Source organism: Enterococcus sp. DIV0236 (assembly GCF_050558525.1).
Classification (GTDB): Bacteria; Bacillota; Bacilli; order Lactobacillales; family Enterococcaceae; genus Enterococcus; species Enterococcus faecalis.
Map to the genome: position 1 here is coordinate 1,972,788 of NZ_CP187891.1, position 26,345 is coordinate 1,999,132.

The 26,345-nt window shown below is 36.5% G+C and carries 25 protein-coding genes, 1 riboswitch and 1 other annotated feature; of the genes, 5 read left to right on the forward strand and 20 right to left on the reverse strand.

The genetic code is table 11. From position 1 onward, the window contains the following. The 7 genes from IGK27_RS09475 to IGK27_RS09505 form a co-directional block, all read right to left on the reverse strand. Positions 1–306, reverse strand: a complete 306-nt coding sequence (locus tag IGK27_RS09475) for a YlaN family protein (RefSeq protein ID WP_002356684.1) — start codon at positions 304–306, stop codon at positions 1–3. A 226-nt stretch (positions 307–532) separates the two neighbouring features. Next, positions 533–2,302, reverse strand: a complete 1,770-nt coding sequence (gene recQ / locus IGK27_RS09480; protein ID WP_002356683.1) for a DNA helicase RecQ — start codon at positions 2,300–2,302, stop codon at positions 533–535. A gap of 317 nt (positions 2,303–2,619) precedes the next feature. After that, positions 2,620–4,455, reverse strand: a complete 1,836-nt coding sequence (typA, locus tag IGK27_RS09485; protein WP_002356682.1) for a translational GTPase TypA — start codon at positions 4,453–4,455, stop codon at positions 2,620–2,622. Between the two features lie 220 nt (positions 4,456–4,675). Beyond that, positions 4,676–5,458, reverse strand: a complete 783-nt coding sequence (locus tag IGK27_RS09490; protein WP_002359710.1) for an inositol monophosphatase family protein — start codon at positions 5,456–5,458, stop codon at positions 4,676–4,678. Further along, on the reverse strand, positions 5,459–5,737 hold the full coding sequence (locus IGK27_RS09495; protein WP_002356679.1) for a UPF0223 family protein: 279 nt from the start codon (positions 5,735–5,737) through the stop codon (positions 5,459–5,461). It lies immediately after the preceding gene. A 49-nt stretch (positions 5,738–5,786) separates the two neighbouring features. Then, on the reverse strand, positions 5,787–7,052 hold the full coding sequence (locus tag IGK27_RS09500) for a voltage-gated chloride channel family protein (protein WP_033626435.1): 1,266 nt from the start codon (positions 7,050–7,052) through the stop codon (positions 5,787–5,789). Between the two features lie 76 nt (positions 7,053–7,128). Further along, a riboswitch (Fluoride riboswitch) is annotated at positions 7,129–7,198 on the reverse strand. Positions 7,199–7,262: 64 nt separating this feature from the next. After that, a complete protein-coding gene (locus IGK27_RS09505; protein ID WP_002401897.1) occupies positions 7,263–7,586 on the reverse strand; it encodes a hypothetical protein in 324 nt (107 codons plus the stop codon). Between the two features lie 93 nt (positions 7,587–7,679). On the opposite strand from IGK27_RS09505, the gene IGK27_RS09510 reads away from it, so the two are divergent. Next, the gene (locus IGK27_RS09510) at positions 7,680–8,012 is read left to right on the forward strand and encodes a helix-turn-helix domain-containing protein (RefSeq protein ID WP_033626436.1); all 333 of its coding nucleotides are present in this window, start codon (positions 7,680–7,682) and stop codon (positions 8,010–8,012) included. Positions 8,013–8,093: 81 nt separating this feature from the next. On the opposite strand, the gene IGK27_RS09515 is transcribed toward IGK27_RS09510, so the two are convergent. The 7 genes from IGK27_RS09515 to IGK27_RS09545 form a co-directional block, all read right to left on the reverse strand. Next, complete coding sequence (locus tag IGK27_RS09515; RefSeq protein ID WP_002356666.1) at positions 8,094–8,594, reverse strand: HD domain-containing protein; 501 nt, start codon at positions 8,592–8,594, stop codon at positions 8,094–8,096. A 155-nt stretch (positions 8,595–8,749) separates the two neighbouring features. Further along, positions 8,750–10,441 carry an arginine--tRNA ligase gene (gene argS, locus IGK27_RS09520; protein WP_002372206.1) on the reverse strand — a complete coding sequence of 564 codons (1,692 nt, stop codon included), beginning with the start codon at positions 10,439–10,441 and terminating at the stop codon, positions 8,750–8,752. A gap of 71 nt (positions 10,442–10,512) precedes the next feature. Then, positions 10,513–10,716, reverse strand: a binding site (T-box leader). A gap of 42 nt (positions 10,717–10,758) precedes the next feature. After that, positions 10,759–11,805 carry a tRNA (adenosine(37)-N6)-threonylcarbamoyltransferase complex transferase subunit TsaD gene (tsaD, locus tag IGK27_RS09525; protein ID WP_010818457.1) on the reverse strand — a complete coding sequence of 349 codons (1,047 nt, stop codon included), beginning with the start codon at positions 11,803–11,805 and terminating at the stop codon, positions 10,759–10,761. Further along, positions 11,802–12,266 carry a ribosomal protein S18-alanine N-acetyltransferase gene (gene rimI, locus IGK27_RS09530; RefSeq protein WP_002359702.1) on the reverse strand — a complete coding sequence of 155 codons (465 nt, stop codon included), beginning with the start codon at positions 12,264–12,266 and terminating at the stop codon, positions 11,802–11,804. The genes tsaD and rimI (IGK27_RS09530) overlap by 4 nt, the downstream gene beginning before the upstream one ends. A 7-nt stretch (positions 12,267–12,273) precedes the next feature. Further along, positions 12,274–12,828: a ribosomal protein S18-alanine N-acetyltransferase gene (gene rimI / locus IGK27_RS09535; RefSeq protein WP_002387121.1), complete on the reverse strand. Its 555-nt coding sequence runs from the start codon at positions 12,826–12,828 to the stop codon at positions 12,274–12,276. Then, complete coding sequence (gene tsaB / locus IGK27_RS09540; protein WP_010717684.1) at positions 12,800–13,519, reverse strand: tRNA (adenosine(37)-N6)-threonylcarbamoyltransferase complex dimerization subunit type 1 TsaB; 720 nt, start codon at positions 13,517–13,519, stop codon at positions 12,800–12,802. The genes rimI (IGK27_RS09535) and tsaB overlap by 29 nt, the downstream gene beginning before the upstream one ends. A 115-nt stretch (positions 13,520–13,634) precedes the next feature. Continuing rightward, complete coding sequence (locus IGK27_RS09545; protein WP_010818458.1) at positions 13,635–15,677, reverse strand: penicillin-binding transpeptidase domain-containing protein; 2,043 nt, start codon at positions 15,675–15,677, stop codon at positions 13,635–13,637. A gap of 207 nt (positions 15,678–15,884) precedes the next feature. Between IGK27_RS09545 and IGK27_RS09550 the strand changes: the two genes are divergently transcribed. From IGK27_RS09550 to IGK27_RS09565, 4 genes are all read left to right on the forward strand, one after another. Then, on the forward strand, positions 15,885–17,117 hold the full coding sequence (locus IGK27_RS09550) for an SPFH domain-containing protein (RefSeq protein WP_002356656.1): 1,233 nt from the start codon (positions 15,885–15,887) through the stop codon (positions 17,115–17,117). A gap of 103 nt (positions 17,118–17,220) precedes the next feature. After that, positions 17,221–18,366: a hypothetical protein gene (locus IGK27_RS09555; RefSeq protein ID WP_002359695.1), complete on the forward strand. Its 1,146-nt coding sequence runs from the start codon at positions 17,221–17,223 to the stop codon at positions 18,364–18,366. Continuing rightward, a complete protein-coding gene (locus IGK27_RS09560) occupies positions 18,363–19,172 on the forward strand; it encodes a TPM domain-containing protein (RefSeq protein WP_010818459.1) in 810 nt (269 codons plus the stop codon). Before IGK27_RS09555 ends, IGK27_RS09560 begins: the two co-directional genes overlap by 4 nt. A 222-nt stretch (positions 19,173–19,394) precedes the next feature. Beyond that, positions 19,395–20,138: a DUF3862 domain-containing protein gene (locus IGK27_RS09565; RefSeq protein WP_002367089.1), complete on the forward strand. Its 744-nt coding sequence runs from the start codon at positions 19,395–19,397 to the stop codon at positions 20,136–20,138. A gap of 360 nt (positions 20,139–20,498) precedes the next feature. On the opposite strand, the gene IGK27_RS09570 is transcribed toward IGK27_RS09565, so the two are convergent. The 6 genes from IGK27_RS09570 to glf form a co-directional block, all read right to left on the reverse strand. Then, entirely contained in the window at positions 20,499–21,230 is a 732-nt protein-coding gene (locus IGK27_RS09570) for an HAD family hydrolase (RefSeq protein ID WP_010818460.1), read from the reverse strand. Between the two features lie 147 nt (positions 21,231–21,377). Continuing rightward, positions 21,378–21,605, reverse strand: a complete 228-nt coding sequence (locus IGK27_RS09575) for a hypothetical protein (RefSeq protein WP_002362220.1) — start codon at positions 21,603–21,605, stop codon at positions 21,378–21,380. Positions 21,606–21,692: 87 nt separating this feature from the next. After that, positions 21,693–22,343, reverse strand: coding sequence for a diphthine--ammonia ligase (locus IGK27_RS09580; RefSeq protein ID WP_010818461.1), 651 nt, complete (start codon positions 22,341–22,343; stop codon positions 21,693–21,695). Positions 22,344–23,005: 662 nt separating this feature from the next. Next, positions 23,006–23,818, reverse strand: coding sequence for an ABC transporter permease (locus IGK27_RS09585; protein ID WP_002367095.1), 813 nt, complete (start codon positions 23,816–23,818; stop codon positions 23,006–23,008). Then, positions 23,818–25,203 (reverse strand): ATP-binding cassette domain-containing protein, encoded by a 1,386-nt coding sequence (locus tag IGK27_RS09590; RefSeq protein ID WP_002387127.1) that lies wholly within the window; start codon positions 25,201–25,203, stop codon positions 23,818–23,820. Before IGK27_RS09590 ends, IGK27_RS09585 begins: the two co-directional genes overlap by 1 nt. Beyond that, the gene (gene glf / locus IGK27_RS09595; RefSeq protein ID WP_002376666.1) at positions 25,187–26,326 is read right to left on the reverse strand and encodes a UDP-galactopyranose mutase; all 1,140 of its coding nucleotides are present in this window, start codon (positions 26,324–26,326) and stop codon (positions 25,187–25,189) included. Before glf ends, IGK27_RS09590 begins: the two co-directional genes overlap by 17 nt. Positions 26,327–26,345: the final 19 nt, after the last annotated feature.

Below are 26,345 nucleotides of genomic sequence, written 5' to 3' on the forward strand. Positions count from 1 at the left end.
TTAACCCTCCTTGCCAATCTCGTTTTTTTCTTGTGTTTCTTCATAAACATCTGTATATAATTGATTCAATTCGCGTTCTAAATCACTTAGTAAGCGATGTCCTTCATCATTAGTTAAAATCCCCAAACGGGTCGCATAGGTCACTTGTCTTGAAAAACCATACATTTGTGTATCCACCACTTCTTCAAATGCTTTACATTGAGAAATGCACAAACTGTTTTTTTGATTACGAATAAGCATTTTAATGCGTTCTGCATCGTCTTCTAATAATTGAATGGCAAATTTCTTTGAAATTCCTTCGTCCATTTGTACAGAACCTCCCTATCTTAATTAAATAATTATAACATAATTCTCAGTTAGATACATGATGATTTCAGAAAATTTCCTTTAAGAAATTTTCTAAAACCAAGCGATATATTAAGTAAGAAATCTCTTTATATAACAAGCTTATTTTATCAATACAACAACAAATACATTAAAAGACTTTTTTCTTATTTTCTGCTTTTAATTTTAAATAAAATAACAAACTATATCATTTTTTTGTCTCTTGATATTCTTTAATTACTTCTAAAAAGGCGGTGCCATATTTATCTAATTTATTTTGGCCGACCCCTTTTATTTGCAATAATTGAATCGTTGTTTGCGGTAATTTTTCACACATTTCTTTAAGTGTACTATCGGAAAAGACTACATATGGCGGCACGCCTGCCTCTTGAGCCATGTCCATACGTAATTCGCGTAATCGTTCAAACAAGGCATCATCCACTGCTACTTTTCGAACTTTTTGGTCTTCTTTTCGGAAGACTTTCCGTTCCCCTAAAAGCACCTGAACACCTTCTGTCGAGACTGATAACAACGGAAATTGCCCATCAGAAGGAATTAAATAACGTTCTGCTGTCAAATAATCAATCAGCTGTGTGACTTCTTTTTGCGTGCGACCTTTCATTAGTCCGTATGTTGGCAAACGATCAAAATGCCATTGATCAATTTTTTGATCTTTTGAGCCAGTCAAGACTTTACCAACTAAGCCCTTACCGAAACGTTCTCCCATACGTTTTACACAAGACAAGACTTTTTGGGCATCGACCGTAATATCGACTAATTCTCGATTATCCAGACAATTCGAGCAGCGACCGCAGTCCGTCCCTTCTTCACCAAAATAGCGTAAAATATATTTTTGTAAACACATTTGTGCATTCGCATATTGTGACATTTCCCGTAATTTCAAGTACTCTTTCTGCTTATAATCAATGGTCATTTCAGATTGTTCAATAAAGTATTGTTGAATTTGCAAGTCTTGTGGAGCAAACATTAATACAGCATCACTAGGCAGACCGTCACGACCAGCTCGGCCGGCTTCTTGGTAATAAGATTCAATATTCCCTGGTACTTGTGCGTGAATGACAAAACGAACATTACTCTTATTAATCCCCATACCAAAGGCATTTGTTGCTACCATCACTTGCACTTGATCATACAAGAATGCTTCTTGATTTTCACTACGTAACTGTTCACTCATGCCCCCATGATACATCCCAGCTGCAATTTTTTTACTTTCTAATAAATGATAAATTCGTTCAACTTCCTTCCGCGTGCTTGCATAAATAATACCTGATTGTCCAGTATTCATCTTTAAATATTCCAAAAGAAAAACGTCTCTATTTTGATCTTTCACGACTTGAAAAGATAAATTTTCTCGAGCGAATCCTGTTTTGATTTCATTTTCTGATGGAATTCTTAATTGCTTGACAATATCCTCCGCTACTTGTGGCGTTGCTGTTGCTGTTAGTGCAATCACAGTTGGTTGCTGTTGAAATTGATCGATAATCTCTGCTAAACGCAAATAGCTTGGACGAAAATCATGCCCCCATTGTGAAATACAGTGTGCCTCATCTACTGCCAATAAATCAATCGGTACATGTGTCAGCATCTGTTGAAAATCATAAGATTCTAATCGCTCTGGCGCAACATACAATAGCTTGACTTCTTTGTTAACCGCTAATTGAATACGATGATTCATTTCTTGATAGGAAATGGTACTATTGATATATGTAGCTGGAATCCCCATTAAATTCAGGGCATCTACTTGATCTTTCATTAAAGAAATTAATGGTGAAATCACCAATGTTAAATTATCCAAAAGTAAGGCTGGCAACTGATAACAAATCGATTTGCCTCCACCTGTTGGCATAATGCCTAAGACATTTTCTTGTCGCAATACATGACGAATAATCGTTTCTTGTCCTGGCCGAAAATCATCATAGCCAAATGTATCTTTTAATAATTCTTGTAATGCACTCATTTATTGCGCTCCAATCTTTGTTCTACAAGTCATTTTAACACGCTAATCTAACAGGAACAAGGTGTGTTAAAACAAGACACAATCGTGAAACACCAGTTAACGTGAAACATCAAAAAGAATGAAAAATTGTGAAAGCTTGCTATCAAAAGCTTTCAAAAATAGCGGCATTTGCTTGTTGTGGATAACGAGTAGTTATCCACACATAAAAAAATAACCTTATCTTAAAATACGCATTAATTCGTTTTTGCCATCAAAAAAACCAACTATTTTCGTAGTAAAACGAGCATAGTTGGTTTAAATGTTTATTTGTCGAAAAATTATTCAGCTTTTTTCTTTTTCTTGCTTGCTTTTTCGCGTTCGTTTTTGTTAAGAATTTGTTTTCTTAAACGGATGCTTTCTGGTGTTACTTCACAGTATTCATCTTCATTCAAGAATTCTAATGATTCTTCTAACGTTAATTTTTTCGGTTTTTTAATGACTGATGTTTGGTCTTTCGTTGCCGAACGAACGTTAGTCATTTGTTTAGCTTTTGTGATGTTCACAGTTAAATCGTTGTCGCGATTGTTTTCCCCAACAATCATTCCTTCGTAAACTTCTGTCGTTGGTTCAACGAAAACTGTACCACGTTCTTCAATACTCATAATTGAGTAAGTCGTTGCTTTACCAGTATCGATTGAAACTAGTGCACCTTGATGACGGCCACCAATCGTTCCTTGAATCATTGGTAAGTATTGATCGAAGGTGTGGTTCATAATACCATACCCACGAGTCATTGATAAGAATTCTGTTGAATAACCAATTAAGCCACGAGCTGGTGCTAAGAAGATTAAACGCATTTGTCCGTTACCGGCATTAATCATATCTTGCATTTCACCTTTACGTAAACTTAGGGATTCAATCACGCTACCCATGTATTCTTCAGGTGTGTCAATTTGAACACGTTCAAATGGTTCACATTTAACCCCATCAATTTCACGTTCAATAACTTCTGGACGAGAAACTTGTAATTCATAGCCTTCACGACGCATGTTTTCAATTAAAATTGATAAATGCAATTCGCCACGGCCTGATACAGTCCAAGAATCTGGGCCAATTGGATCAACACGTAAAGATACGTCTGTTTGTAATTCAGCCATTAAACGTTCTTCGATTTTACGAGCGGTGATGTATTTTCCTTCACGTCCCGCAAATGGAGAATTGTTAACTAAGAAAGTCATTTGTAAGGTTGGCTCATCAATGTGTAGAATTGGTAATGCTTCTTGATTGTGAACATCTACAACTGTTTCCCCAACGAAAATGTCTTCCATTCCAGAAACGGCAATTAAATCGCCCGCTTTTGCTTCATCAATTTCCACACGTTGTAGGCCAAAGAAACCTAAAATTTTCGTTACACGGAAATTTTTCACGCTGCCATCTAATTTCATCAACGCAACTTGGTCGCCGACTTTCATTGTGCCACGGAACACACGGCCAATCCCAATACGTCCAACGTAATCGTTGTAGTCTAGTAATGAGACTTGGAATTGAAGTGGTTCGTCTGAATTATCAACTGGAGCTGGCACATGTTCAATAATTTTATCAAAAATTGGGGCCATTGTTGGCTCTTGATCTGCTGGATCATCTGATTCACTTGAAGTTCCGTTTAAAGCAGAAGCATAAACAACTGGGAAATCTAATTGATCGTCGTCTGCGCCTAATTCGATGAATAACTCTAAAACTTCATCTACTACGTGTTCAGGACGAGCAGAAGGTTTGTCAATTTTGTTAACAACCACGATTGGTGTTACTTTTTGTTCTAATGCTTTTTTCAATACGAAACGTGTTTGAGGCATTGTTCCTTCATACGCATCGACAACTAAAACAACACCGTCTACCATTTTCATGATACGTTCTACTTCACCACCGAAGTCCGCGTGTCCTGGTGTATCTAGAATGTTGATACGTGTACCGTTATAATCTACGGCTGTATTTTTTGCTAAGATAGTAATTCCACGTTCACTTTCAAGTGCATTGGAATCCATTGCACGTTCTTGTAATTGTGTGTGTCCATCTAAAGTGTCAGATTGTTTTAAAAGTTCATCTACTAAGGTTGTTTTACCATGGTCAACGTGGGCGATAATTGCCACGTTACGAATATCATCTCTGTATTTCAATTTAATTGCTCCTTATCTATATACGCTTATGTTACTTAAGTCCATAAAAGCCGACTGCTTATTATAGCAAACTTTTTTCATTAAAAAAAGGCTTTCGCCTGCAAAAATAATGAAAGTTTTAGAAATTATTCGGCTTTTTCTGAAAACAAGGACATTTTTTTACAAATTTTTCTCTTTTAAAAGAGGAAGAGCCTTACCTTTCAGCAACGCTCTTCTTGGATTATTCCGATTCATTTAAATATCGGGTAAATACTTCATCATAGGTTTCAGGAGTTGCTGCAATAAAGTATTCACGGCCATCAAAAGTTAATGGTTTTCCTGTAATACCAGAGTATTTAAACCCAAATTCTTCCAAAAGTACTAAGCCTGCTGCATAATCCCAAGGACTTAGATTAGATAAATAGCCATGATGGTTGCCTTTTAACATGGCAATAATTTCCAAACCTGCACAACCGCTAATACGCACGCCCATACTTGCTTGTCCGATTTCCGTTGCGTGATGAATATTTTTTCCATGCATGTAAGCATTCATGCCCCATAATCCATCTGCCAAGGCTTTCATAGTAGGCGCTTTTAATAATTGATTATTCCGATAAACGCCAAGCCCTTTGCCGCCCCAATAAAGTTCTTCTCGCATCACATCATAGATAAAACCTAATTTACCAATGCCGTCTTCATAAACAGCTAACATAATACAAAAATTTTCTCTTTCCATCACGAAATTCATTGTGCCATCAATCGGATCGATGATCCACACGCGACCAGCAAAACTTTTTAAAGTATTGTAGCCTTTTTCTTCCCCTAAAATTTGATCTTCGGGAAAATTTGTTTGAATTTTATTCATTAAAAATTCTTGGGTTTGTTCATCCATATTTGTCACTAAATCAGTGCGGCCATTTTTCTGTTGAACGGTTAACTCTGATTCCAAGTTCATTCGAATCACATCGGCTGCTTCAAAAAGCCAACTTTGAATTGTTTGAACAAATTTTTGCGTTTCAGTCATCTAATCATCCCCCAGCTTTAATTTGCCGCTTCCCTGTTTTTTAGCTTGTTGAAGCGTACGATATAACGAATATCCTGAAGCATTTTCAAATTCACGACCTAAGCGTTTTTCTTCGCCGATACTTTTAACGACCGTTTTAAATTGTTGATAAGTTGTTAAAAATTTGTCAACAGGCAAGCCTGTTTCGTTGGCTTGCTCAACTGCTGTCCACATATTAGTGACAATCACCATTTCCTCTGTCGTCCAATCTAAATCTAATGGATATTGATAGTCTTTCATGTCTTCACCTCATCTTCTCTAGTTTAGCATATTTTCATAAAAAAACATCTTATTTACGTCGATTTTTTAATGCATTAAAGAGAGGATACTCTGCTGTTCCTTTGCGATACAAACTTTGTTGCGAAGCATAAATACCGCTATTTCCTGAACACATAAAACTGATTAAGCAGACCATGAAAAAATAGACCGCCGCTTCACTACCAAATAGTTCAATGCCCATAATGAAGCAAGCAATCGGCGTATTCGTGGCGCCAGAAAAAACACCAATAAATCCTAAACCTGCTAAAAAAGGAATTGATAGATGTAACAAAGGGGCCAAAGAGCTCCCTAACGTAGCCCCAATTTCAAACAATGGCGTCACTTCTCCTCCTTGGAATCCGGCACCCAAGGATAACACCGTAAAGAATAATTTCCCAACAAAATCAAAAGGCTGCGCATTGCCTGCAAAAGCATCTTCTAATAAAGGTAAACTCAAGCCTAAATAACGCTGGTTGTTTAAGACGAGCACAAACAGAACGACAATGGACGCCCCAAGAAACGCACGAAGGTAGACATTAGCAAACCAATTTGCGTAGGTCTTTTTTAAAAAGACAATGGAACGACTAAAAACCCAACCTGCCAAACCAAAACAAATCGATGCCAAAAATAATTTTACGAATAGATCAACCGACCAAGTCGGAATTTTGCCCATCGGATAATGCGTATGTGTTACACCAAAACTTTCAGTTACAAAATTAGCAAACAAGCCTGCAAAAAAACTTGGGAAAAGTGCCTCTGCACGAACTTTTCCAATCGCCAAAACTTCTAATCCGAAAACCGCTCCCGCTAATGGTGTGCCAAAAACAGAACTAAAACCTGCACTAATTCCGCTAATAATAATTACTTGTCGTTCCAAAGCGGACAGTTTAAAGACTTTTCCTACAGCATTTGCGATTGCGCCCCCCATTTGCACCGCCGTCCCTTCACGACCAACAGAACCACCAAATAAGTGCGTAGTAATCGTGCCAAACAATGTTAAAGGAATTAAGCGCAAGGGAATATCTTCTTCCCCGCCATTGCCTTGTTCAATCACTAAGTTATTTCCTCGGCTAGCATTTTTCCCAAAACGCGTATAGAAATACGTAAAAACGACACCGCTAATGGGGAGGATAAAGAGTAACCAAGGATTTACTAAACGAACATCTGTTACATAGGTGAGACTCTTTAAGAAAAAGGCGGATAACGCCCCCATAAATAAACCAATAATTGCGGTAATGAGCAACCATTTTGCCATATAACCGCCGATTGATAGTAGTTGCTTTGTTTCTTTTTTCACTTTACATGCTCCTTTACAATTTTCTTATCGCCAATCCTAGCGTACAGAAAAAGCCTACCAAAGGGTACACTTCTCCCGTTTGGTAGGCGTCATTAATTTATTCGTCCAATAAATAGTTCGTGGTGAACACCATCACCATGTTGCTATTAAACTATTAAAAATAATACCACGCAACTCTGGAAAGTGCAATAGAAGAATAACTCATTACCTTTAACAACCTCCACGTGTCTTTTTAGACACTAGTTCATTAAAAAAAATAACCATGATTTCTTCGCTTTCCAGATCTAACAACTTAGAAATCAATTTAATATCTGAAGCTTTAAATACAACCTCTCCTTTTAATTTCTTATAAATTGTTGAAGCTGAGATTGGTTGACCTGCAGCGGTCATTTCACTTGCTAACCATTCAACATTTTTCCCTTTTAATTTCAATTTTGAATGAATTAAATTTGATTCCATTTTACTCCCCCTTTTCACCCCTTTTAGTGTCTTATTAGACACTGGAAGTATATCATTTTGTGAAAAAACCGTCAATATATGCCTATTCAATAGTTATTTATCACTCTATGTATAGAGTAAAACATGTTTCTTTTGCGACACTTTTTGTGCTAGAATGTTTTTACGGAGGTGTTTTTTTTGAAAGAAAATTTTTTGAAGCAAAAAAGGATGGAGAAAAATCTTACATTAGAACAAGTTGGAAATTTTGTTGGTGTTGGAAAAAGTACCGTCAGGAAATGGGAAACTGGAATGATTGAAAATATGGGGAGGGATAAAATTGTCGCCTTATCTAAAATTTTAGATGTATCACCTCTTGAAATCTTAGGTATTCCTGAAACGGAAGAAACGCCATTTGTTGTCCCAACCAATATTATGAACATTTACAAACAGTTAACAACTGAAAATCAAGAAGCAGTCTTTCGATACGCTCAAAAGAAATTAACAGAACAAAATTACTTTTAATATTTATTTTAAATAGATGAATGCTAGACTTTTTAGTCAACGTCAAACAAAAAAAGCTTATCCGTAAGGATAAGCTTTTTATTAGATTGACTGTTGGCCAAAATACTGACGCCATTTGGTTTTCATGGCTGTCGTCATCGGCAACGCTGCTTCTTTGACAGCACAATATTTGTCAACAAAGGTTACAATGTAACTTTCTTTGTATTTTGGTGGTGCAATAGTTGCGCCCCACATATGTTTAATAATAATGTCTCGTTCTAAATCAGACAACTCTGTAATTTTTTCAGCATTTTTGGCTGCAATTCGTGGATGAACATAGGCATGAGAGCCTTCGTCAAACTTTGTTGTGCGCCAATCATAGTAAAACAAATCATGTAATAAACCAGCACGAGCTGTTGCACGAGCATTGCCGTTCCAACGCTTTGCTAATTTATAGCTATGATAGGAAACACTAATTGAATGTTCTAAACGAGTTGAATGCATATGTTGTGTGTATTCTGCTAATTTTTGGACTTCTTCGGTTGCTAATAAATCTTCTACATAAGAAAGATATTCTTCGTCTTCACGCCATTTTTCTGTCATATAATTGGGTGCCACCTTTTCTAATCCTTTTATAACTTGACTCGAGTATAGCACCCCAGCTATTTAATTACTATGAATTTCTCAATCTGTAACTTAACTTTAATATTTGCTTAATAAGTTTAGCGTTCAACACAGTAAAATTTTCACAAAAACTTCTACATTTCTTCTGGTGCATGTAACCCTAGTAAACGTAAATCTTCTTTTAGAACAGTAGCTACTGCATAAACTAACGCTAAGCGTGCCTCTTTTTGAGCATCTTCATCCAAAATCCGAACATGGGCATAATATTTATTGAACGCTTGTGCTAAATGAATGCTATGTTTCGCAATAACAGATGGTTCATATTTTTCAGCAGCTTGCATCACAGTTTCAGGGAATTTTTGTAACAACTTCACGACTTCCCAGCTATCCTTGTCATTTAGTGCATAACGTTGTGTGGCGTCTGGTGTAAAGTTTGCTTTACGTAAAATACTCATCGCACGAGCATGTGTATATTGAACATATGGCCCAGTTTCTCCTTCAAAACGAACAACTTCATCTAATACAAAATCGAAATTATTTAGACGATCATTTTTAAGGTCATGGAAAATAACTGCACCTACACCTACTTGTTTCGCCACTTCTTCACGATTTGCTAAGTCTGGATTTTTCTCGTTAATTTGATTTCCTGCTAAAGTAACAGCTTCATTCAATACTTCTTCTAATAAAACAATTTTCCCTTTACGTGTGGATAATTTTTTACCGCCTTGAGTAATTAAACCAAACGGAATGTGTTCCATATCATCTGACCATTCAAATCCTAGTTCTTTCAAGACTGCTTTTAATTGTTTGAAGTGATTGCTTTGTTCGTTGCCGACTACATAAAGTGATTTGGCAAAATCATACGTCCGTTTACGGTAAAGCGCAGCAGCTAAATCCCGTGTGATATATAACGTCGCACCATCTGATTTACGAATAAGTGCTGGATTTAAATTATATTCTGTCAAATCAACAATTTCTGCACCTTGATTTTCTGTTAATAAATGTTTTTCTTCTAATAAAGTAACAATTTCATCCATTTTATCATTATAAAAGGCTTCGCCATTATAAGAATCAAATTCAACTTCTAACATGGAATAGATTTTATCAAATTCTTTTAGAGACTCGCTACGGAACCATTTCCATAATTCATTAGCTTCTTGGTCTCCTTCTTCTAATTTTTTAAACCATGCACGTGCTTCGTCTTCTAATTCTGGTTTTTCTTCTGCTTCTTCATGAAATTGCACATATAAGCGCAATAATTCATTAATTGGTTGTTGGCGGACTGCTTCTTCAGAACCCCATTTTTTATAAGCTACAATTAACTTACCAAACTGTGTACCCCAGTCACCTAAGTGGTTAATCCGAATTGGCTGATACCCAATTTTTTCTAAAATAAAGGCAATTGAATTCCCGATTACCGTAGAACGTAAGTGCCCCATAGAAATTGGTTTAGCAATGTTTGGTGAAGACATATCAATAGGAACATTGCCATTATTACCAAAGGTACTGTTTCCGTAGTTGTTTTTTTCTTTGACTACTTCGCCAATAACAGCTTGACTGACTGCTTCTTTATTCATGAAGAAGTTTAAATAAGGTCCCACCACTTCAATTTTTTCAAAATTTGTGCCATCAATTTTTTCTGCTAATTCTGCTGCAATTTGTTGTGGTGCTTTACGATAAATTTTAGCTAATGAAAAGGCTGGAAAAGCAACATCTCCATGATCAACAGATTTAGGATTTTCCAATAATTGTTCGATTTGATCCATCGTTAATTCTTCATTTAAAACATCATGTAACGCTTTTGCTACGATTTCTTTGTTGTTCATAAGAACCCTCCTGATTAATTTGTAAGTATAAAAAACAAAAACGTCTCTGACAAAACAAAATAATTTGTTTTGTCAGAGACGAGAATTTACCCGCGGTACCACTCTAATTGTCTATACTACTTGGATAGACCTGCTTCATCGATAACGGTGATTGCCGTCTGCTTTCAGCAGAATTCTAAAAGTGCGCTTCCTCATTCCGATCACTCTTGGCTCCCACCTTCCCAAGATCGCTAAGCTGACGTTGAAATAAGTACTCTCTTTATCATCGAATGTCATTGTTAAACTGGCTTCATTATAGCAAATTTTTGTCTAGCTGGCTAGCCTTCTTCACTAATTGTCATAAAACTAACGCCAGGTTCTGCATTTAAGTTATACGAAGCAAAGTGATTCTTTTCAGCTTCGATAAAGGCGGCAGCGCCAATCATCGCCGCGTTATCCCCACAAAGTTTTAATGGCGGAATAAGTAATTTTACTGCTGGTAATTGTTCACTGATTGCATGTCTCATTGCTTCTCGTAATCCTTGATTCGCAGCAACGCCCCCAGCGATTAGCAATTGCTTAACAGGATATTCTTGACAAGCACGAATGGTTTTAGCCACTAATACTTCCACCACACTCGCCTGAAAACTTGCGGCTAAATCCTTTGTAGACAGTGCTTCACCACGTTGCTCTGCATTATGAACCGTGTTAATAAACGCACTTTTTAAGCCACTAAAGCTAAAGTCATAGTTATCCTCTTTTAGCATCGCCCGTGGAAATTGGTAGGTATCTGTGCCTTCATGGGCCAAAGCATCAATCTCTTTGCCACTAGGATAAGGCAACCCTAACACCCGTCCGACTTTATCATACGCTTCACCAGCTGCATCATCACGTGTTTCACCAACAATTTTGAAAGAGCCATCTTCTTTCATGTAGACCAATTCCGTATGTCCTCCACTAACGAGTAAGGCCATCAATGGAAATTCGAGCGGTGCCACAAAACGGGCAGCATAAATGTGCCCAGCCATATGATTGACTGGAATAAGTGGTAATTGGTGCGCCCAAGCAAATGCTTTTGCTGCAGAAAGTCCTATTAATAAAGCACCGACTAACCCAGGCCCATAGGTCACAGCAACGCCACTGAGTTCTTCTGGTGTGACTTTTGCTTCTGTTAATGCTTCTTCAATACAGATTGTCACTTGTTCGACATGATGACGACTCGCAACTTCCGGAACGACTCCACCAAAACGTTGATGGCTCTTAATTTGCGAAGCTACGATATTGGAAAGAATTTTGTCGCCATCTTCAATGACAGCCACACTTGTTTCATCACAGCTACTTTCCACAGCTAATAATAATTTACGTTCTTTTGTAAAAATTGTCATTGGGCTTCCTTCCTTAATTTCGCACACATTACAAAGGCATTTTCTTGAGGTTCTTTATAATAATTTTTTCGAACAGCTACTTTCCGAAAACCTGTTTTTTCATAAAGTTTTTGAGCTAATGTATTCGATTCTCTGACCTCTAAGAAAATTTGTGTAATGTCACGACTTTTAACATATTCTTTAAAAGCTTTCATTAACTGACAACCAATTCCTTGGTGTTGTTTCTGACCATTCACAACAACGTGACTAATTTCTGCTTCATCTAAAATAAAATGATAGGCAATATAACCTAACCACTGGCCATTTTCAACTAAAAAAAGATATTCGCTATTTTCCTGAGCAAAATCTTCCGCGAATTGTGTTTCTGTCCAAGGGGAGCCAGTTGTATAAGAAGAATTACTAAAACGCCATAATTCTTCACCAATATTTGCTACAGATATTTCTTTTTTTGTTACTAACATTTTTTCTTCACTCTTCTTTTAAATCAATTATCATTTCTAGTGCGTCTTCATTATTTTCGTCATAATAGCCTTTTTTCACCGTCTGTGAGACAAAGCCAATTTTTCGATATAAACGTTGGGCTTTAACATTACTCATTCGTACTTCTAGCGATAAGGTTTCACAACGATTTTTCTTGGCAAAAATTCGCGTTTCTTCTATTAAAGAACGACCTAAACCTAAGCCTTGGTATGCTGTATGGACAGCGACATTCGTAATGTGTGCATCCGTTCCTTGAATCCGACAACCAATAAAGCCAACTGTTTTTCCGTTAATTGCCGCTAACAAATAGAGATGCGGCGCTTTTGAGCCAAGTTCTGCCATGAAAGCAGACATCGTCCAAGGAAGTTCCCCAGCGTAAACTTCACGTTCAATTGCTAGTAAATCCTTAATATCTTGGTAGGTGATTTCACGCAATTGAAATTCTTGCTGGTTCATTGCAATGGTTTTAGTTATATACCGTTGCCGTCTTTTTGTAAAGTATTTTGTCACAAAATTAAAGTTTTTCCACATAGCTTTCTCCATTAGGCGTGTGTGTCTTCAACCAATTTTCTTCCGCTTCTACTTTTTTCAAATACGCAGGTAAGAACCCATGAACATTTTCAACAGGTTCAGCCACACTACCTAACGCAGCCAAAACTGCGGCATTAGGAATTTGCCATTGCGGGACATCACAAATTTCCCCATGAGGAATGATTTGAGCTATTTCTTCAGTGAATTTTTCAACATCTTCACCAACAAAAAAAAGATTTGGTTCATTTTTTAGTTGTTCTAATAACTCCCGCAGTGAAATATGTTGGTCCGGTAACTCATTTTGCCACACGCCATCGACAAACCGATAAGCACCAGCATAGACGTTTTTACGACGCGCATCAAAAAGAGGCACAATTAAACCGGTTTGTCCAACACAATTGGCAGCTAACGTTTGTAGACTGGAAATGCCTACTAGCTCTTTCTTTAAAGTATAGGCCAATGTTTTGGCAGTCGTCACGCCTAAACGTAAGCCAGTGTATGATCCAGGTCCTTCTGCTACGACAAAACGATCAATTGCCGTTGGCGCCAAGTTCAATTGACTCATCAAATAGTCAATTGCCGGCATTAATGTTAAGCTATGATTTCTTTTAACCGTTGCTGTATAACTTCCCAGAATTTTTTGATTTTCACACACAGCAATACTCAATGTTTGGTTAGATGTATCTATTGCTAAAATTCGCACACGAATCCCTTTCCTTCTACAATTTAGTCGCTTCATTGTAGCACACTTTCCTTTTTCTAAAAAGGGAAAACGAGGTTTCTTTTTACAGAAACCTCGTTTCGTTCATTTTCTCTTTTTATTTAATGGTTGCTTCTAAGTAATCAATTAATGGTTTACTGATATCTGTTGCAGAACCATTTTCTCCTGAATTTTCAACCATAATCATTGTTAAGAATTTATTGTTACTACGATCTAACGTTAGAAGGAAACTGTTTTCTTTGCCATCTGTATCTTGTTTATCTTTTATTTCAGCTGTTCCTGTTTTAGCAGCCAATGAGAAGTTCGGATTGTACATATTATAAACATAACCTGAAGGGTCTTCCACACTACCTAAAAGATCTGTGGCAATTGTATTCGCTGCGTTGGCGCTGATTACATTGTCTTTTTTCTTCGTTTCTTTGTCTAAAACTATTTTTGGATAGACCAATGTTCCATTATTTTGGAAAACACTATACATGGTAGCTTGCTGGATTGGCGAAATTAACAATTGGCCTTGACCGTAGCCCGTATCTGCTAAAAGAATTTCAGAATTAAATTTATCTTCATTTGAAATTTGAGCAGGCGTCATGGCAATTGGTAAATCTAGTTCCTCACCGAAAATGAATTTATTAAGACCCGCTCTAAATTTGTCTTCCCCCATACGTAATGTTTGTTGGGCAAAATAAATATTATCTGAATTAACTAAAGCGGTACGCAGATTGACTGGACTTGCTTCTTTTACACGTGTCGCAAAATAGCCGCCCCAAGATTTATCTTTTTGCCATTTCAAACCATTAATTTCTAGCTCTTCATCTGGCTTCAATGTCCCTGCATCTAAACCAATGGCACCGGTAATTGTTTTAAAGGTAGAGCCTGGTGCATAGCCTGTCGCAAAACGTGCTGTGAATGGTAAATCTTTGTTGTTATTGTAAGCATCATATTCTTTTTGAGAAATGCCATTGGCCATTTTATTAGGATCATACGAAGGTGAACTAACCGTTGCTAATAAATCGCCTTTTTGAGGATCGGTAATGACCGCACTACCAGGGCGTTTGTCAAATATAGCAAAGGCTTGTTGTTGTACGCCACTGTCAATCGTTAATTTAATCGTTTGACCATCTTTTTTCTCTTTGGTTTGTAAAGCTTTTTTGACATTCTCTTTGTCATCTAAAATAACTAGTGAGCCACCATCTTGCCCTCTTAATTCTTTATCAAACGCTCGTTCTAAGCCAGTTTTACCAATTACGCCCGTACTACTTAACTCTGGATTTTTTTCAATATCTTCTGCAGTAATGGTGCCCGTATACCCGATTAATTGCGCAGCTGCTTCCCCCAGCGGATAATAACGTGACTCTGTATCTTTTGTCGCAGCCCCTGTTGGTAATTCTGTCACTGGTTCAGAAGCGACTGTGATTGGTACAAAGGAGTCTGCTTGGACCCATCCTTGGCTTAATTTTTGATTGATTTCATCAACAGAAACGCCGAATTTATCACTAAAAGCTTTGATATTGGCTGTTTTTTCTGCGCCAGAACCGAGTTTGCCAGGCACTACGCCCACTTCGTCAAACACTTTGTTAATTGCTAGCCCACTACCATTACGATCGACAATTTCTCCACGTTTGGCATTATCTACTTGAATCGAAATTTTATCATTTCCTGACATATCTGGAAAAATTAAAGACGGCTTCCAAGCGATTTGGTAGGTATCGCCTTTTTTGGCGATACTTGATTGATAAGACAAATCTTTCATTTCGCCTAAAGGAGTGCTCATCGATAATTTATAGGTAAATGTGTATTGATTGTCTTTCGCCTTTTTGACTTGGACATCACTAGCTTTGACTCCTTCTGCTTGAATCCCTGAATAAATTGCTTGGTATTTTTCAACAACAGATTTAGTATCATAGCCATTTTTCTTTAAGCTAGCTTCTTGAACAACGGACGGTAACTTATCAAATTCCTGTTTTGACAATACGTTTAAAAATTCAGTAGCTGTTTTCTTCGCTTCGGCTAATTCTTGTTTGGCTTGCCATTGACTATAAGCATAATACCCGCCACCGGCAGCAGCGATTAGAACCAAGGCAGAAACACCAAGAATAAGTGGTTTTTTTGAAGATTTTTTATTACGATTGCTTCGTTCCATTCAATAATCCCCTAACTATATAATATGTCTTTTCTTCTATTATACGTAACTTTTTTTAAAATGCTTGTGTTTCACCTATACTTTTTTTAATTTCTTAATAAAGTTTGATCAATTTTTTCCATTTCATCAGGCTTTCGTTGGATTTCTCTGCATTCATTGTGTGGTATACTAGCTGTAACAATTAGTTTTTTATTAGGAGGAATGAACATGGGACTTATTAAAGCAGCAACAAGTTCAGTTGGCGGTGGCTTGGCCGATCAATGGCTAGAGGTTATTGAACCTGATAATATGGGGGACACAACCGTCATGACAAAAGGTGTTTTTGTGCGTAAAGATGATAAACGTGGTTCTAATCGTAAAGGAACGGACGATGTTTTAACAGATGGTTCTGTTGTACATGTCTATCCCAACATGATGATGCTTCTTGTCGATGGGGGCAAAATCATCGATTACACTGCTGAAGAAGGCTATTATACAGTCAAAAATGATTCTGCGCCTTCAATGTTTAACGGTTCTTTAAAAGATGCGATTGCAGAGACCTTCAGTCGTTTCAAATTTGGTGGCGTAACTCCACAAAAACAACAAGTTTTTTATATTAATTTGCAAGAAATTAAAGGCATTAAATTTGGAACACCTGCGCCATTAAACTATTTTGATAATTTTTATAATGCCGAACTTTTCTTACGTGCACACGGAAATTACTCAATTAAAATTACAGATCCTTTGCTATTTTATACTAATGCGATTCCTAAAAACCAAACGCAAGTAGATATTAATGATATTAATGAACAATATTTGGCAGAGTTCATTACAGCATTGCAAGCAGCAATCAATCAAATGTCTGCTGATGGGCAACGTATTTCTTATGTTCCCTCAAAAAGTGTTGAATTAAGCAAATATATGCAAACTGCGCTTGATGAGGATTGGCGCACCAATCGCGGTATGGAAATTGTTTCTGTAGCAGTTGCGAGCATTTCTTATACAGATGATTCAACAAAATTAATCAACATGCGAAATGAAGGTGCTATGCTCAGCGATCCAGGTGTTCGCGAAGGCTATGTTCAAGGTTCCTTGGCTCGTGGTATGGAGGCTGCTGGTAAAAATGAAGGTGGCGCAATGAGCGGCTTTATGGGCGTTGGTATGGGCATGAATGCGAATGGCAACTACTTTGCGCAAGCATCTCAAACAAACCAACAACAAATGCAAGAAAAACAAAACCAGCAAAATGCACAAGGGGCTACAGACACTTGGACTTGCCCACAATGTGGGACTGAAAACACTGGGAAGTTTTGTTCAAACTGTGGTACACCAAAACCAACAAACGAAAAACCAAAATTAGAAATGAAATGTAGTGAATGTAGCGAAATTGTTGACTTAAGTAATGGTATTCCTAAGTTCTGTCCACATTGTGGTAAACCATTCCAAGGGGTTCCTTTATAAGCAAGTAGTGAACAATTAAAGAAAAGGGTCAGGCACAAGTCTACCCTTTTTCTTTGAATCAGATTCCTGTTATTTACTCACTCTATTAGAAAGGACGGTTGCAATGGAAACAACATTTACCCATAAATGCCCCAACTGTGGCGGCCCGCTCTTATTTAATCCCAAAGATCAAAAATTTCATTGTGAATATTGTTTAAATATTTACACGGAAGAAGAAGTGACTCGTTATGAGCAACAGCAACATGAGGCACATTTAGAGAATCCCTCAACAACGACTGCCGAGGAAAATTTGACTTTCACAGCGGAAGAAGAATCCTCCGCTACGCAACAAACAGAGACCACTGAGAATGAAACAACTGCAGATGCAGGCACAATGGAAATTTTTAATTGTCCAAGCTGTGGCGCTCAAATTGTCACCGATGCAACAACGGCTGCCACATACTGTTATTATTGCCATAATCCAGTTGTCTTGGCTGGTCGATTAAGTGGCGAATTTTTACCAGAAAACGTCTTACCCTTTACAATTGAAAAAGACGAAGCGATTGAAAAATTTCTCGCTTGGACCAAGAAAAAATGGTTCATTCCCCGAGATTTTTTCAGCAAAAATCAAATCGATAAATTAACTGGGGTTTACTTCCCCTATTGGGTCGTTGATGCAGAAGTCGACGGACAACTGCAAGCTACTGGCACAAGTATTCGCATTTGGCGCGTAGGTGATATTGAATACACCGAAACAAAACGTTTCAATGTGGGACGTTCAGGAAAATTATCGTTTAAAGAATTAGTTAAAAATGCCTTGTCAAAAAACGTCCAACAAAAAATGGTGGAAGGCGTTCAACCATTTTTAATTGATCAAGCGGTGCCTTTCAAAAGCCAATACCTAGCAGGTTTCCAAGCAGAAAAACGCGATATTGAATATGAAGCAATCAAAAAACACGTCCAACAAGAATTACAAGATTATTCGGAATCATTGTTACGGGACTCTGCTTCTGGTTATACTACGTTGACAAATGTTCGCACGGATATTTCTCTAAACCAAGAAAATAATCACTATATGCTTTTGCCAATTTGGTTAGTCACCTATCGCAGTCAGGAACAATCAAAAAAAGTTTATTATTATGCCATGAATGGACAAACAGGTAAAGTAAGCGGTGTGCTTCCAATTAGTTACACCCGTTTAGGACTAGCAACGTTAGGCATTTTCGCTGGACTCTTAGCACTCTTTTTATTAGGAGGTTATTTCCTATGAAAAAACGACTTTTACCTATTTTTTTCCTAATACTTCTTACCTTTGGCCTTGCCCTACCCGTTTCGGCGGCTGAAAATTCAATTGATGATGGCGCACAATTACTGACACCTGATCAAATCAACCAACTAAAGCAAGAGATACAACCTTTAGAAGAAAAAACAAAAGCCTCTGTCTTTATTGTGACCACAAATAATAATACCTATGGCGATGAACAAGAATATGCAGATCATTATCTTTTAAATAAAGTTGGCAAGGATCAAAATGCGATTCTTTTTCTCATTGATATGGACTTACGGAAAGTCTACATCTCTACTTCTGGAAACATGATTGATTATATGACGGATGCACGAATTGATGATACCTTAGATAAAGTAATGGATGGGATGAGTCAAGGAAATTATTTCGCGGCTGCTCAAACCTTTGTTCAGGAAACTCAAGCATTTGTTGATAAAGGGGTTCCTGGGGGTCACTATCGTGTGGACAGCGAAACAGGTAAAATCACCCGTTATAAAGCCATTACCCCGCTGGAAATGGTAATTGCTTTTGCTGCTGCGCTGATACTCAGTTTGGTCTTCTTAGGCATTAATATTTCTAAATATCAATTAAAATTTTCAAGTTATCAATATCCCTTTAGGGAAAAAACAACTTTAAACTTAACCTCCCGCACAGATCAGTTAACCAACTCTTTCATCACTACGCGTCGTATTCCTAAAAACAATGGCGGCAATGGCGGAATGGGCGGTGGTGGTAGCACCACCCACTCAACTGGCGGCGGCACATTCGGTGGCGGCGGTCGAAGTTTTTAGATTTTTTATCTTTTTTAATTATTTCATAAAAATAATGGTGTTATTTTTATGAAATAATGATAAAATAAGTATACTGTGGTGTGTTATTTTTACACATGGCGGTATACTTATTTTCATTTAAACTAAGTGATTTGTAGTTCAAAGTTATTTAATTGGGGATTGTTTTCAACTATTTAGTAAGCGCTACAAATCATTAACTAAACTATGGGAGGGAAAGTGAAAATGAAAAAAAATGATTCAAATGAAGGAAAAGTAAAAAAACCATTTTATAAGAAAATTTGGTTTTGGGTTGTAGTAGTTATTGTGCTGGGGATTGCTGGTAGTGGTCTTGGCAAAGAGGATAAAAAAGCAAGCAATGATACCAAAGAAGTGAAAACAGAAGCCTCTTCTTCAAAAGCTACGAATAGTTCAAAAAATGATACAAAAAAAGAAAGCTCTGAAAAGAAATCAGAAGATAAATCGAAAGATAACTCTGATTTAAAAGCAACTTACGATAAAATTAATGTCGGTGATATTATGAACAGCAGCGAAGGCGGTTCTACAGAAGATGAAGTAAAAGCAATTTTAGGTGAACCAGCCTCTTCTTCTACAACAGATATCCAAGGCATCTCTACCACTACTCTATCTTGGACAAATGTCAAGGGTGGTGATCTTCTTGCATCTATTACTGTTTCATTCTCTGATGGCAAAGCAGCGAGCAAATCTGTAAGTGGCTTGAAGGTTGCAAAACATGATAAAGTTACTGCAGACCAAGTAAATAACATTGCTACTGATGGTTCATATTCTGAAGAACAAGCTAGAAAAGATTTAGGAGACCCAACAGGGATTACTTCTACAAATATCAATGGTGAAAAAAATGATACTTTAATCTGGATGAAAAACTTAGATGGTGATTTAGGTGCTACTGTTACGGTTTCTTTTTCTAATGGAAATGCAATTTCTAAATCAAGTTCAGGATTAAAATAAGAAAAACTTGTCATTGTAAAATATTAACAACGAAGTCAGGACAGAAGTGTTTAACTCCGAGAACCACGTAGGTAAGGATTAAGATATCCCGAACACTTGTGTGAGAAAATCACTTTCGGCTTATTTCCGAAAGTGTTGCTTCTATTCCCGCCGTTTATCAGTTTTTGAGCGTGGGACAAAAATCCAAAGTGATTTTTGTCCCACGCTCGTTTTCTATTTTAGTTGTAATTTTTTTCTTATTGAACAAAAATCTGTGAGCTGAAATTATAAAACCTATGAACATCATGGTATTTTATTGAAATACACTAGTATGCTTGCTTAGATACTCGAATAAAAGAAACGTTTTTCACAATACTTATATCAAAAATAATAGATTTTTTTCTTCTTGGTATTACCCCATAATTCTTGATAAGGTATTTCATGGATATCACGAAAATAAGCTACTTCAAAATTTTCAAAATCAGTTGACTGGCAGTTGCCGGTTAAAACACCAATTCCTGCTTTGCCATGACACGTTCCCATGAAAACATCCACGAGCGAATCCCCCACCATAATTACTTCTGTCGCCTTCAATTGACATGACTGACAAAAGGCTTGGAGCATGTCCGCATCTGGTTTCGGTAAGTAACGATCTCCTGTCGCAATAAAATCAAACATTTCTGTTAAACCAAGATATTCCATAATCAACATAGTCGCTGGCAAAGTATCTGAAGTTGCTAATCCAATTTTATAGTTCTTCCGTTTTAGCTCAAGAAATAACTGTTTTAAATCACCAATTGGTTCGATCTTTTTCAGATTTTTTCGTAAATAATCATAAAAAAATTGCTCCAGCCATCGACTGCTGATTCCCTGTTCGACTAATTCCTCAAATTGCGCCAATTCCTGATAAAGTTCCTGATAAAGGACTTCATCAAGTAAATGTTTTTGCAAAAAACGTTGCTCCTGAATAGTTAATATCTTTTTTATTTCTGCTGAATGATGAGGGGCTAACATACTTAGTGTTTCAAAACAAGCTTGCAAACCTGCTTGCCAAAGAGTGTCAAAACGAATACACGTACCATCTTTATCAAATAAAATTCCTCGATTTTCCATGAAAGAACACCTCAAAACGTTTGCTTTGCTTCCTATTTGTTTCTTCAAGTATACTAATCATTTATTTGATTTTGATATTCTTTTTGTATCATTTGTGTAAAAAAATATAAAAAAGCAACGAATTTAGAAAAATTCGTTGCTTTTTTATTAATCAATCACTTTTTTCACTTTGAATTCTTTTGTTTCAGCAGATGGTTCTGTTTGATCAGCTAATTCAAATAAAATATGGGTACCATTTTCTTCATCTTCAACGATAATCAGTTTTCCTGGAATCTTTCGAGTATCTTTCGCAATTTGGGCTTCTTTAATTAATTCTTTTTGATCTCTTTTTGAAGCAAGGGCATTTCCTAAATTAAAAAAGACAGTTTCTTCCATAATTAACCACTCACTTTCTCTACTTTTCTTAAGTTAATTATAGCATATCCCTAGAAAAAGTGGCAGCTTGTGTCCTTTTACTTTCATTTAAGCATCAATAATCAAGGAATAAGCATAAGGACTTTCATAAATTCCTGAAGTATAATAATTGAGCCTCTTTTTAAATAGCGGGCCGTCAATTACCAACGTATGGTACTCCCCGTTTTCTCCGCAAATATCTAATTGATTCTCTTTAAGGTACGTGATAAATGTTTCATCTAACGGTTCTCCTAAAAATTTTATTGGAATACCTGCCTCTTTGCTGACCGTTTTGATAATTGCTGTGTACCCTTTTGCCAAGAATTCTTTCACAAGTGCTTCGCGATTCTCCTGCCAAAGAGGTAATTGTGGCTCAAGCCCAGCACTTAATGCAACTTGGCGATCCCAAGCACCATTTTGTTCAATATCTATATCGCCAAAACAAACCGTTTCTGCACCTAATTTTTTGGTTTCCTGCAGTGCCTCAACCACTTTTTCTGTGTAATTTGTTTCATTGTTATGTGATATAACAAGTGGTAAATCTAACGCTTCGGCTGCTGCTTCTAAGACGGAGATTGGTATGCCGTGAAACCAAGAACGATTAATTTCATCACTTAATGTTGTCACTAACGCAACTGGCTGATTTCCTGCTTGTACCAATCGATCCATCGCCAATAAACAATCTTTACCAGAGCTATAACTTAAACAAAATTTTTTCATAAACGTTCCCTCTTTTCTCTATGACTATACCTCAAAACAATACATCCGTATACATATTTATTATTTAAGTATAACTAATACTGAATAGTTATTTGAATCAAAACATGGTATAAAATAGAGGTAAAGCAAGCTTTATTCACTTCTTTATATCTCTTTTCAACGGATGATCAGCTGGCGGAAACCAGCTGATCTTTTTTTCAAAAAACACAGCTATCTTTTGCAGTTTTCTTTTCCTCATGTTATAAAGAGATAGTAGGAAGCATTTATTCACTTCTTTACAAATCTATCTTAATCTTAGACAGTCGGCGGAAAACGGCTGTCTATTTATCTGGAAAAATTATGAACTCGTCAGCTAGTGGTCAGTTGACGAGTTTTATGTTATAATATTTAGAATACGAAAAATATTTTTAAACGAACCATTCAATTGTTTTGATGATTTTATTCAAAACTGGCGTGTCTAGAGAGATACAAGGATGTATTAGAGGTAGGGAATACATCGCTTAAATGAAAAATACTTGAATACTAGAAATAGTCTGATCCAACTTTAAAATAATAATATTGATTCGTTAGATAGCCTTCTCTTTAAAGAGAAGGCTATTGTCAATTAAAGAGTAAAACCACCGTATTCTTGTCAGTATACGGTGGTTTTACTTCTTCACATGTTACATATAATCAACAAATTTACTTCTGAACTTAACATGTAAATGAGCTCCTACGATAAATATTACTAATGTTGTTAGCCAAAAAACAACAAGCTGGGGCTTATCTTCAAAAAACCATCTTTTATAGAAAAATGTATCTCGAAATCCATTAATAATATATGCGTAAGGATTCAACATAAGAATTTTTGATAACCAAGACGGTAAATTCTTTGTACTCAAATCCCAAAAGACCCCTGACATATACATTAATACTTGGATAATAGAATTCAAGAAAATTTGATAATCCCTAATTAATGCAGCAATCGTTGAATTAATTAGACTAAAACTATATAAAAAGATAATCATCGCTACAATATAGTAAGGTAGCTGAATCCAATAAATAGAAATCTTTTCACCTGTCGAGATTGACACAATCGCTGTTAACGTAGTGAATGCAAAATAACTTGGTAACTCAGAAAATATTTTAACCATTGGCAATATACTTATTGGAAACTTCATTCTAGAGACCATGCCAACTTGCATATAAACAGAACTAGAAGCTTGTTTCGTTACTGTACTTAAAAAAATCCATGTACTTAATCCTACCATCAACCAAGCGATATAGGATACTCCTCCTTTTACGGTTCGAGCACCACCAAGGGCAATCCCAAAAGCAAAATAATAGACACCTAACTGAATTAAAGGACTTAAAATTTGCCATAAATTTCCTAAGATGTGGCTTTGATATAATGCTTTATTACTGTATTTAGCAATTCGTTGTGCAACGCCTAAGTATGAAAACTGTTCAGCTAAAATTAATTTTACCTCGCGCATTATTCAGTCACCTCTTTCAATTTCAACACTTGTCCAGGATAAATAGGTACCTCAATGATTTCTGGATTCAAAGTTTGAAGTTGTTCTATAGTGAGTCCGTGATTTTCAGCAATCAAACTGACTGAATCTCCAACTTCCACAGTATACGTTGACACAGCTTGTTCGCTATTATTATTTTCTGGTACGTTCGTTGGGCTAGGCTGAACTTCCTCCTGCTGCCTAGATTCTTTTGTTGAAGCTGGTTTAGTTTTAGTCGTTTTCACAGCATTTGTATCCTTCCCTGCTACTTTCTCAGGAACAAATATACGTTGAATTGTTTCCGCTGGATGAATGAAAGCTGTTGTTAATGAAATACCCTTTACAAAGGTAAGACTTACATAAAAAATCATACAAAGTAGCAAAATTAACAAGCTCTTCGTACCAAGAGTCATTTTATCTCCAATTTTATTTTTAGTAGTAAATTTAATGACTTCTTTAGTCGTCCGGCGACTGCCTACTTGTTGATTGGCTTTTTCAAGAATTGTTTCTTGAAGTTGTTCCAAAGAAAAATTTCTCTGTTTGGCCTTGCCATCTCTCTGATACGATTCTTTTTGTGGTTCAGTGAAATGATTATAACGGTGCAAGAAAGCACGATATTCCTTTAAAATATGCTTAGTTTCACCAAATGCACGTAGGTCACCATAATGCATCCAAGCGACACGATCACAAATTTGCTCTACTTGTTGAATAGAATGAGAGACAAAAAAGATAGTTTTGCCTTGCTCTTTAAATGCAAGCATTTTTTTTAAGCCTTTATTATAGAAGGTTTGATCTCCTACAGATAACGCTTCATCGATCACTAAAATATCTGGATTTTGATGAACCGCAATTGAAAAACCAAGCTTAGCACGCATACCGCTAGAATAAGTTTTAACAGGCTGGTCGATAAAAACGCCTAATTCTGAGAATTCAATAATATCATCGATTTTGGCATCAATTTCTTTATTCTTTTCCCCCAACATTAAACATTTCATTCGAATATTTTCTCGTCCTGTTAAATTATTATTTAGTCCTGCACCAATCGAAATAATTGAAACTTCACCATTTATTTCAAGTTCTCCTGACGTTTGAGGGGTGATGCCTGAAATAATATTTGATAAAGTGGATTTGCCTGAACCATTTAAACCAATAATACCAATTGTTTCTCCAGAATATACGTCGAGGCTAACACCTTTTAACGCCCAAAATGTGGGAACTTTGTTTTGAAAAACACTAAAAAGTGTCTTCAATTTGTCAATACGTGTTTGCGCTAAACTGTATTCTTTGGTAAGTAATTTTGTTCTAACTTTCAGTTCTTTTTCCATTTGTTCCTCCGAGTCTAACCGTTCACTAGTTGGCCATTTCACCAAATTCTTTAGCGACTGCTTTCAAAGCTGCTCCGAAAACTTGGTCCATATCATAGTATTGATAATTGGCTAAACGTCCACCAAAAATAACTTTTTCTTGAGCGTTTGCTTTTTCTTTGTATTTTCTAAACAAAAGTGAATTTTTCTCATCATTAACAGGATAATAGGCTTCTTTTGAACGATCCCAATCTTGTGGGTATTCTTTCGTCAAAATCGTTTTGTTTTCATCGGCCTTTTGATCAAAATGTCGCCATTCCATTATCCGTGTATAGGGAGTTTCCGCATCTGTGTAATTAATTACGGCATTGCCTTGTGCATTGTTTGAATCTACTGTTTCATTTTCAAAACGTACTGAACGATATTCTAATTCGCCATAAGAATAATCAAAGAATGCATCAATCATCCCTGTATAAACAATTTTTGGAAACTCTGATAAGTAAGTTTCTTTCTCTGCCAAAAAGTCTTTATTCAATTGAATATCAATTAATTCACTCTCTAACAATTTATCAAACATAGCTGTATAACCGTCGACAGGTACGCCTTGATAGCGATGGTTAAAGTAATTATTATCAAAAGTAAAACGAGTTGGCAAACGGCGAATAATAAAACTTGGTAATTCCGTAGCCTTACGTCCCCACTGTTTTTCTGTATAGCCTTTAATTAATTTTTCATAGATATCCGTTCCTATCAAACGAATCGCTTGTTCTTCTAAATTTTTTGGAGCGCCTTTAATTCCAGCTGCCTCCCGCTGCTCTGAAATTTTTGCTTGTGCTTCAGCTGGTGTTTTTACCCCCCACATTTGGTAGAACGTGTTCATATTGAATGGTAGGTTGTAGAGCTCCCCTTTGTAATTAGCAACTACTTGATTGATGTAGCCATTGAATTCCGTCAATTGATTGACATAAGACCATACTTCTTTATTGTCAGTATGAAAAATATGGGCACCATAGTCATGGACATTAATCCCGTTTTCTTTATGTGTATACATATTGCCACCAATATGAGCACGTTTCTCAATAACTAATACTTTTTTTCCTCGTTTAGCTGCTTCACAAGCAAACGTTGCCCCAAAAGGTCCCGAACCAACAATTAAATAGTCATAATTTTTCGTATTGTATTTCATTTACTAACTTCTCCTAACA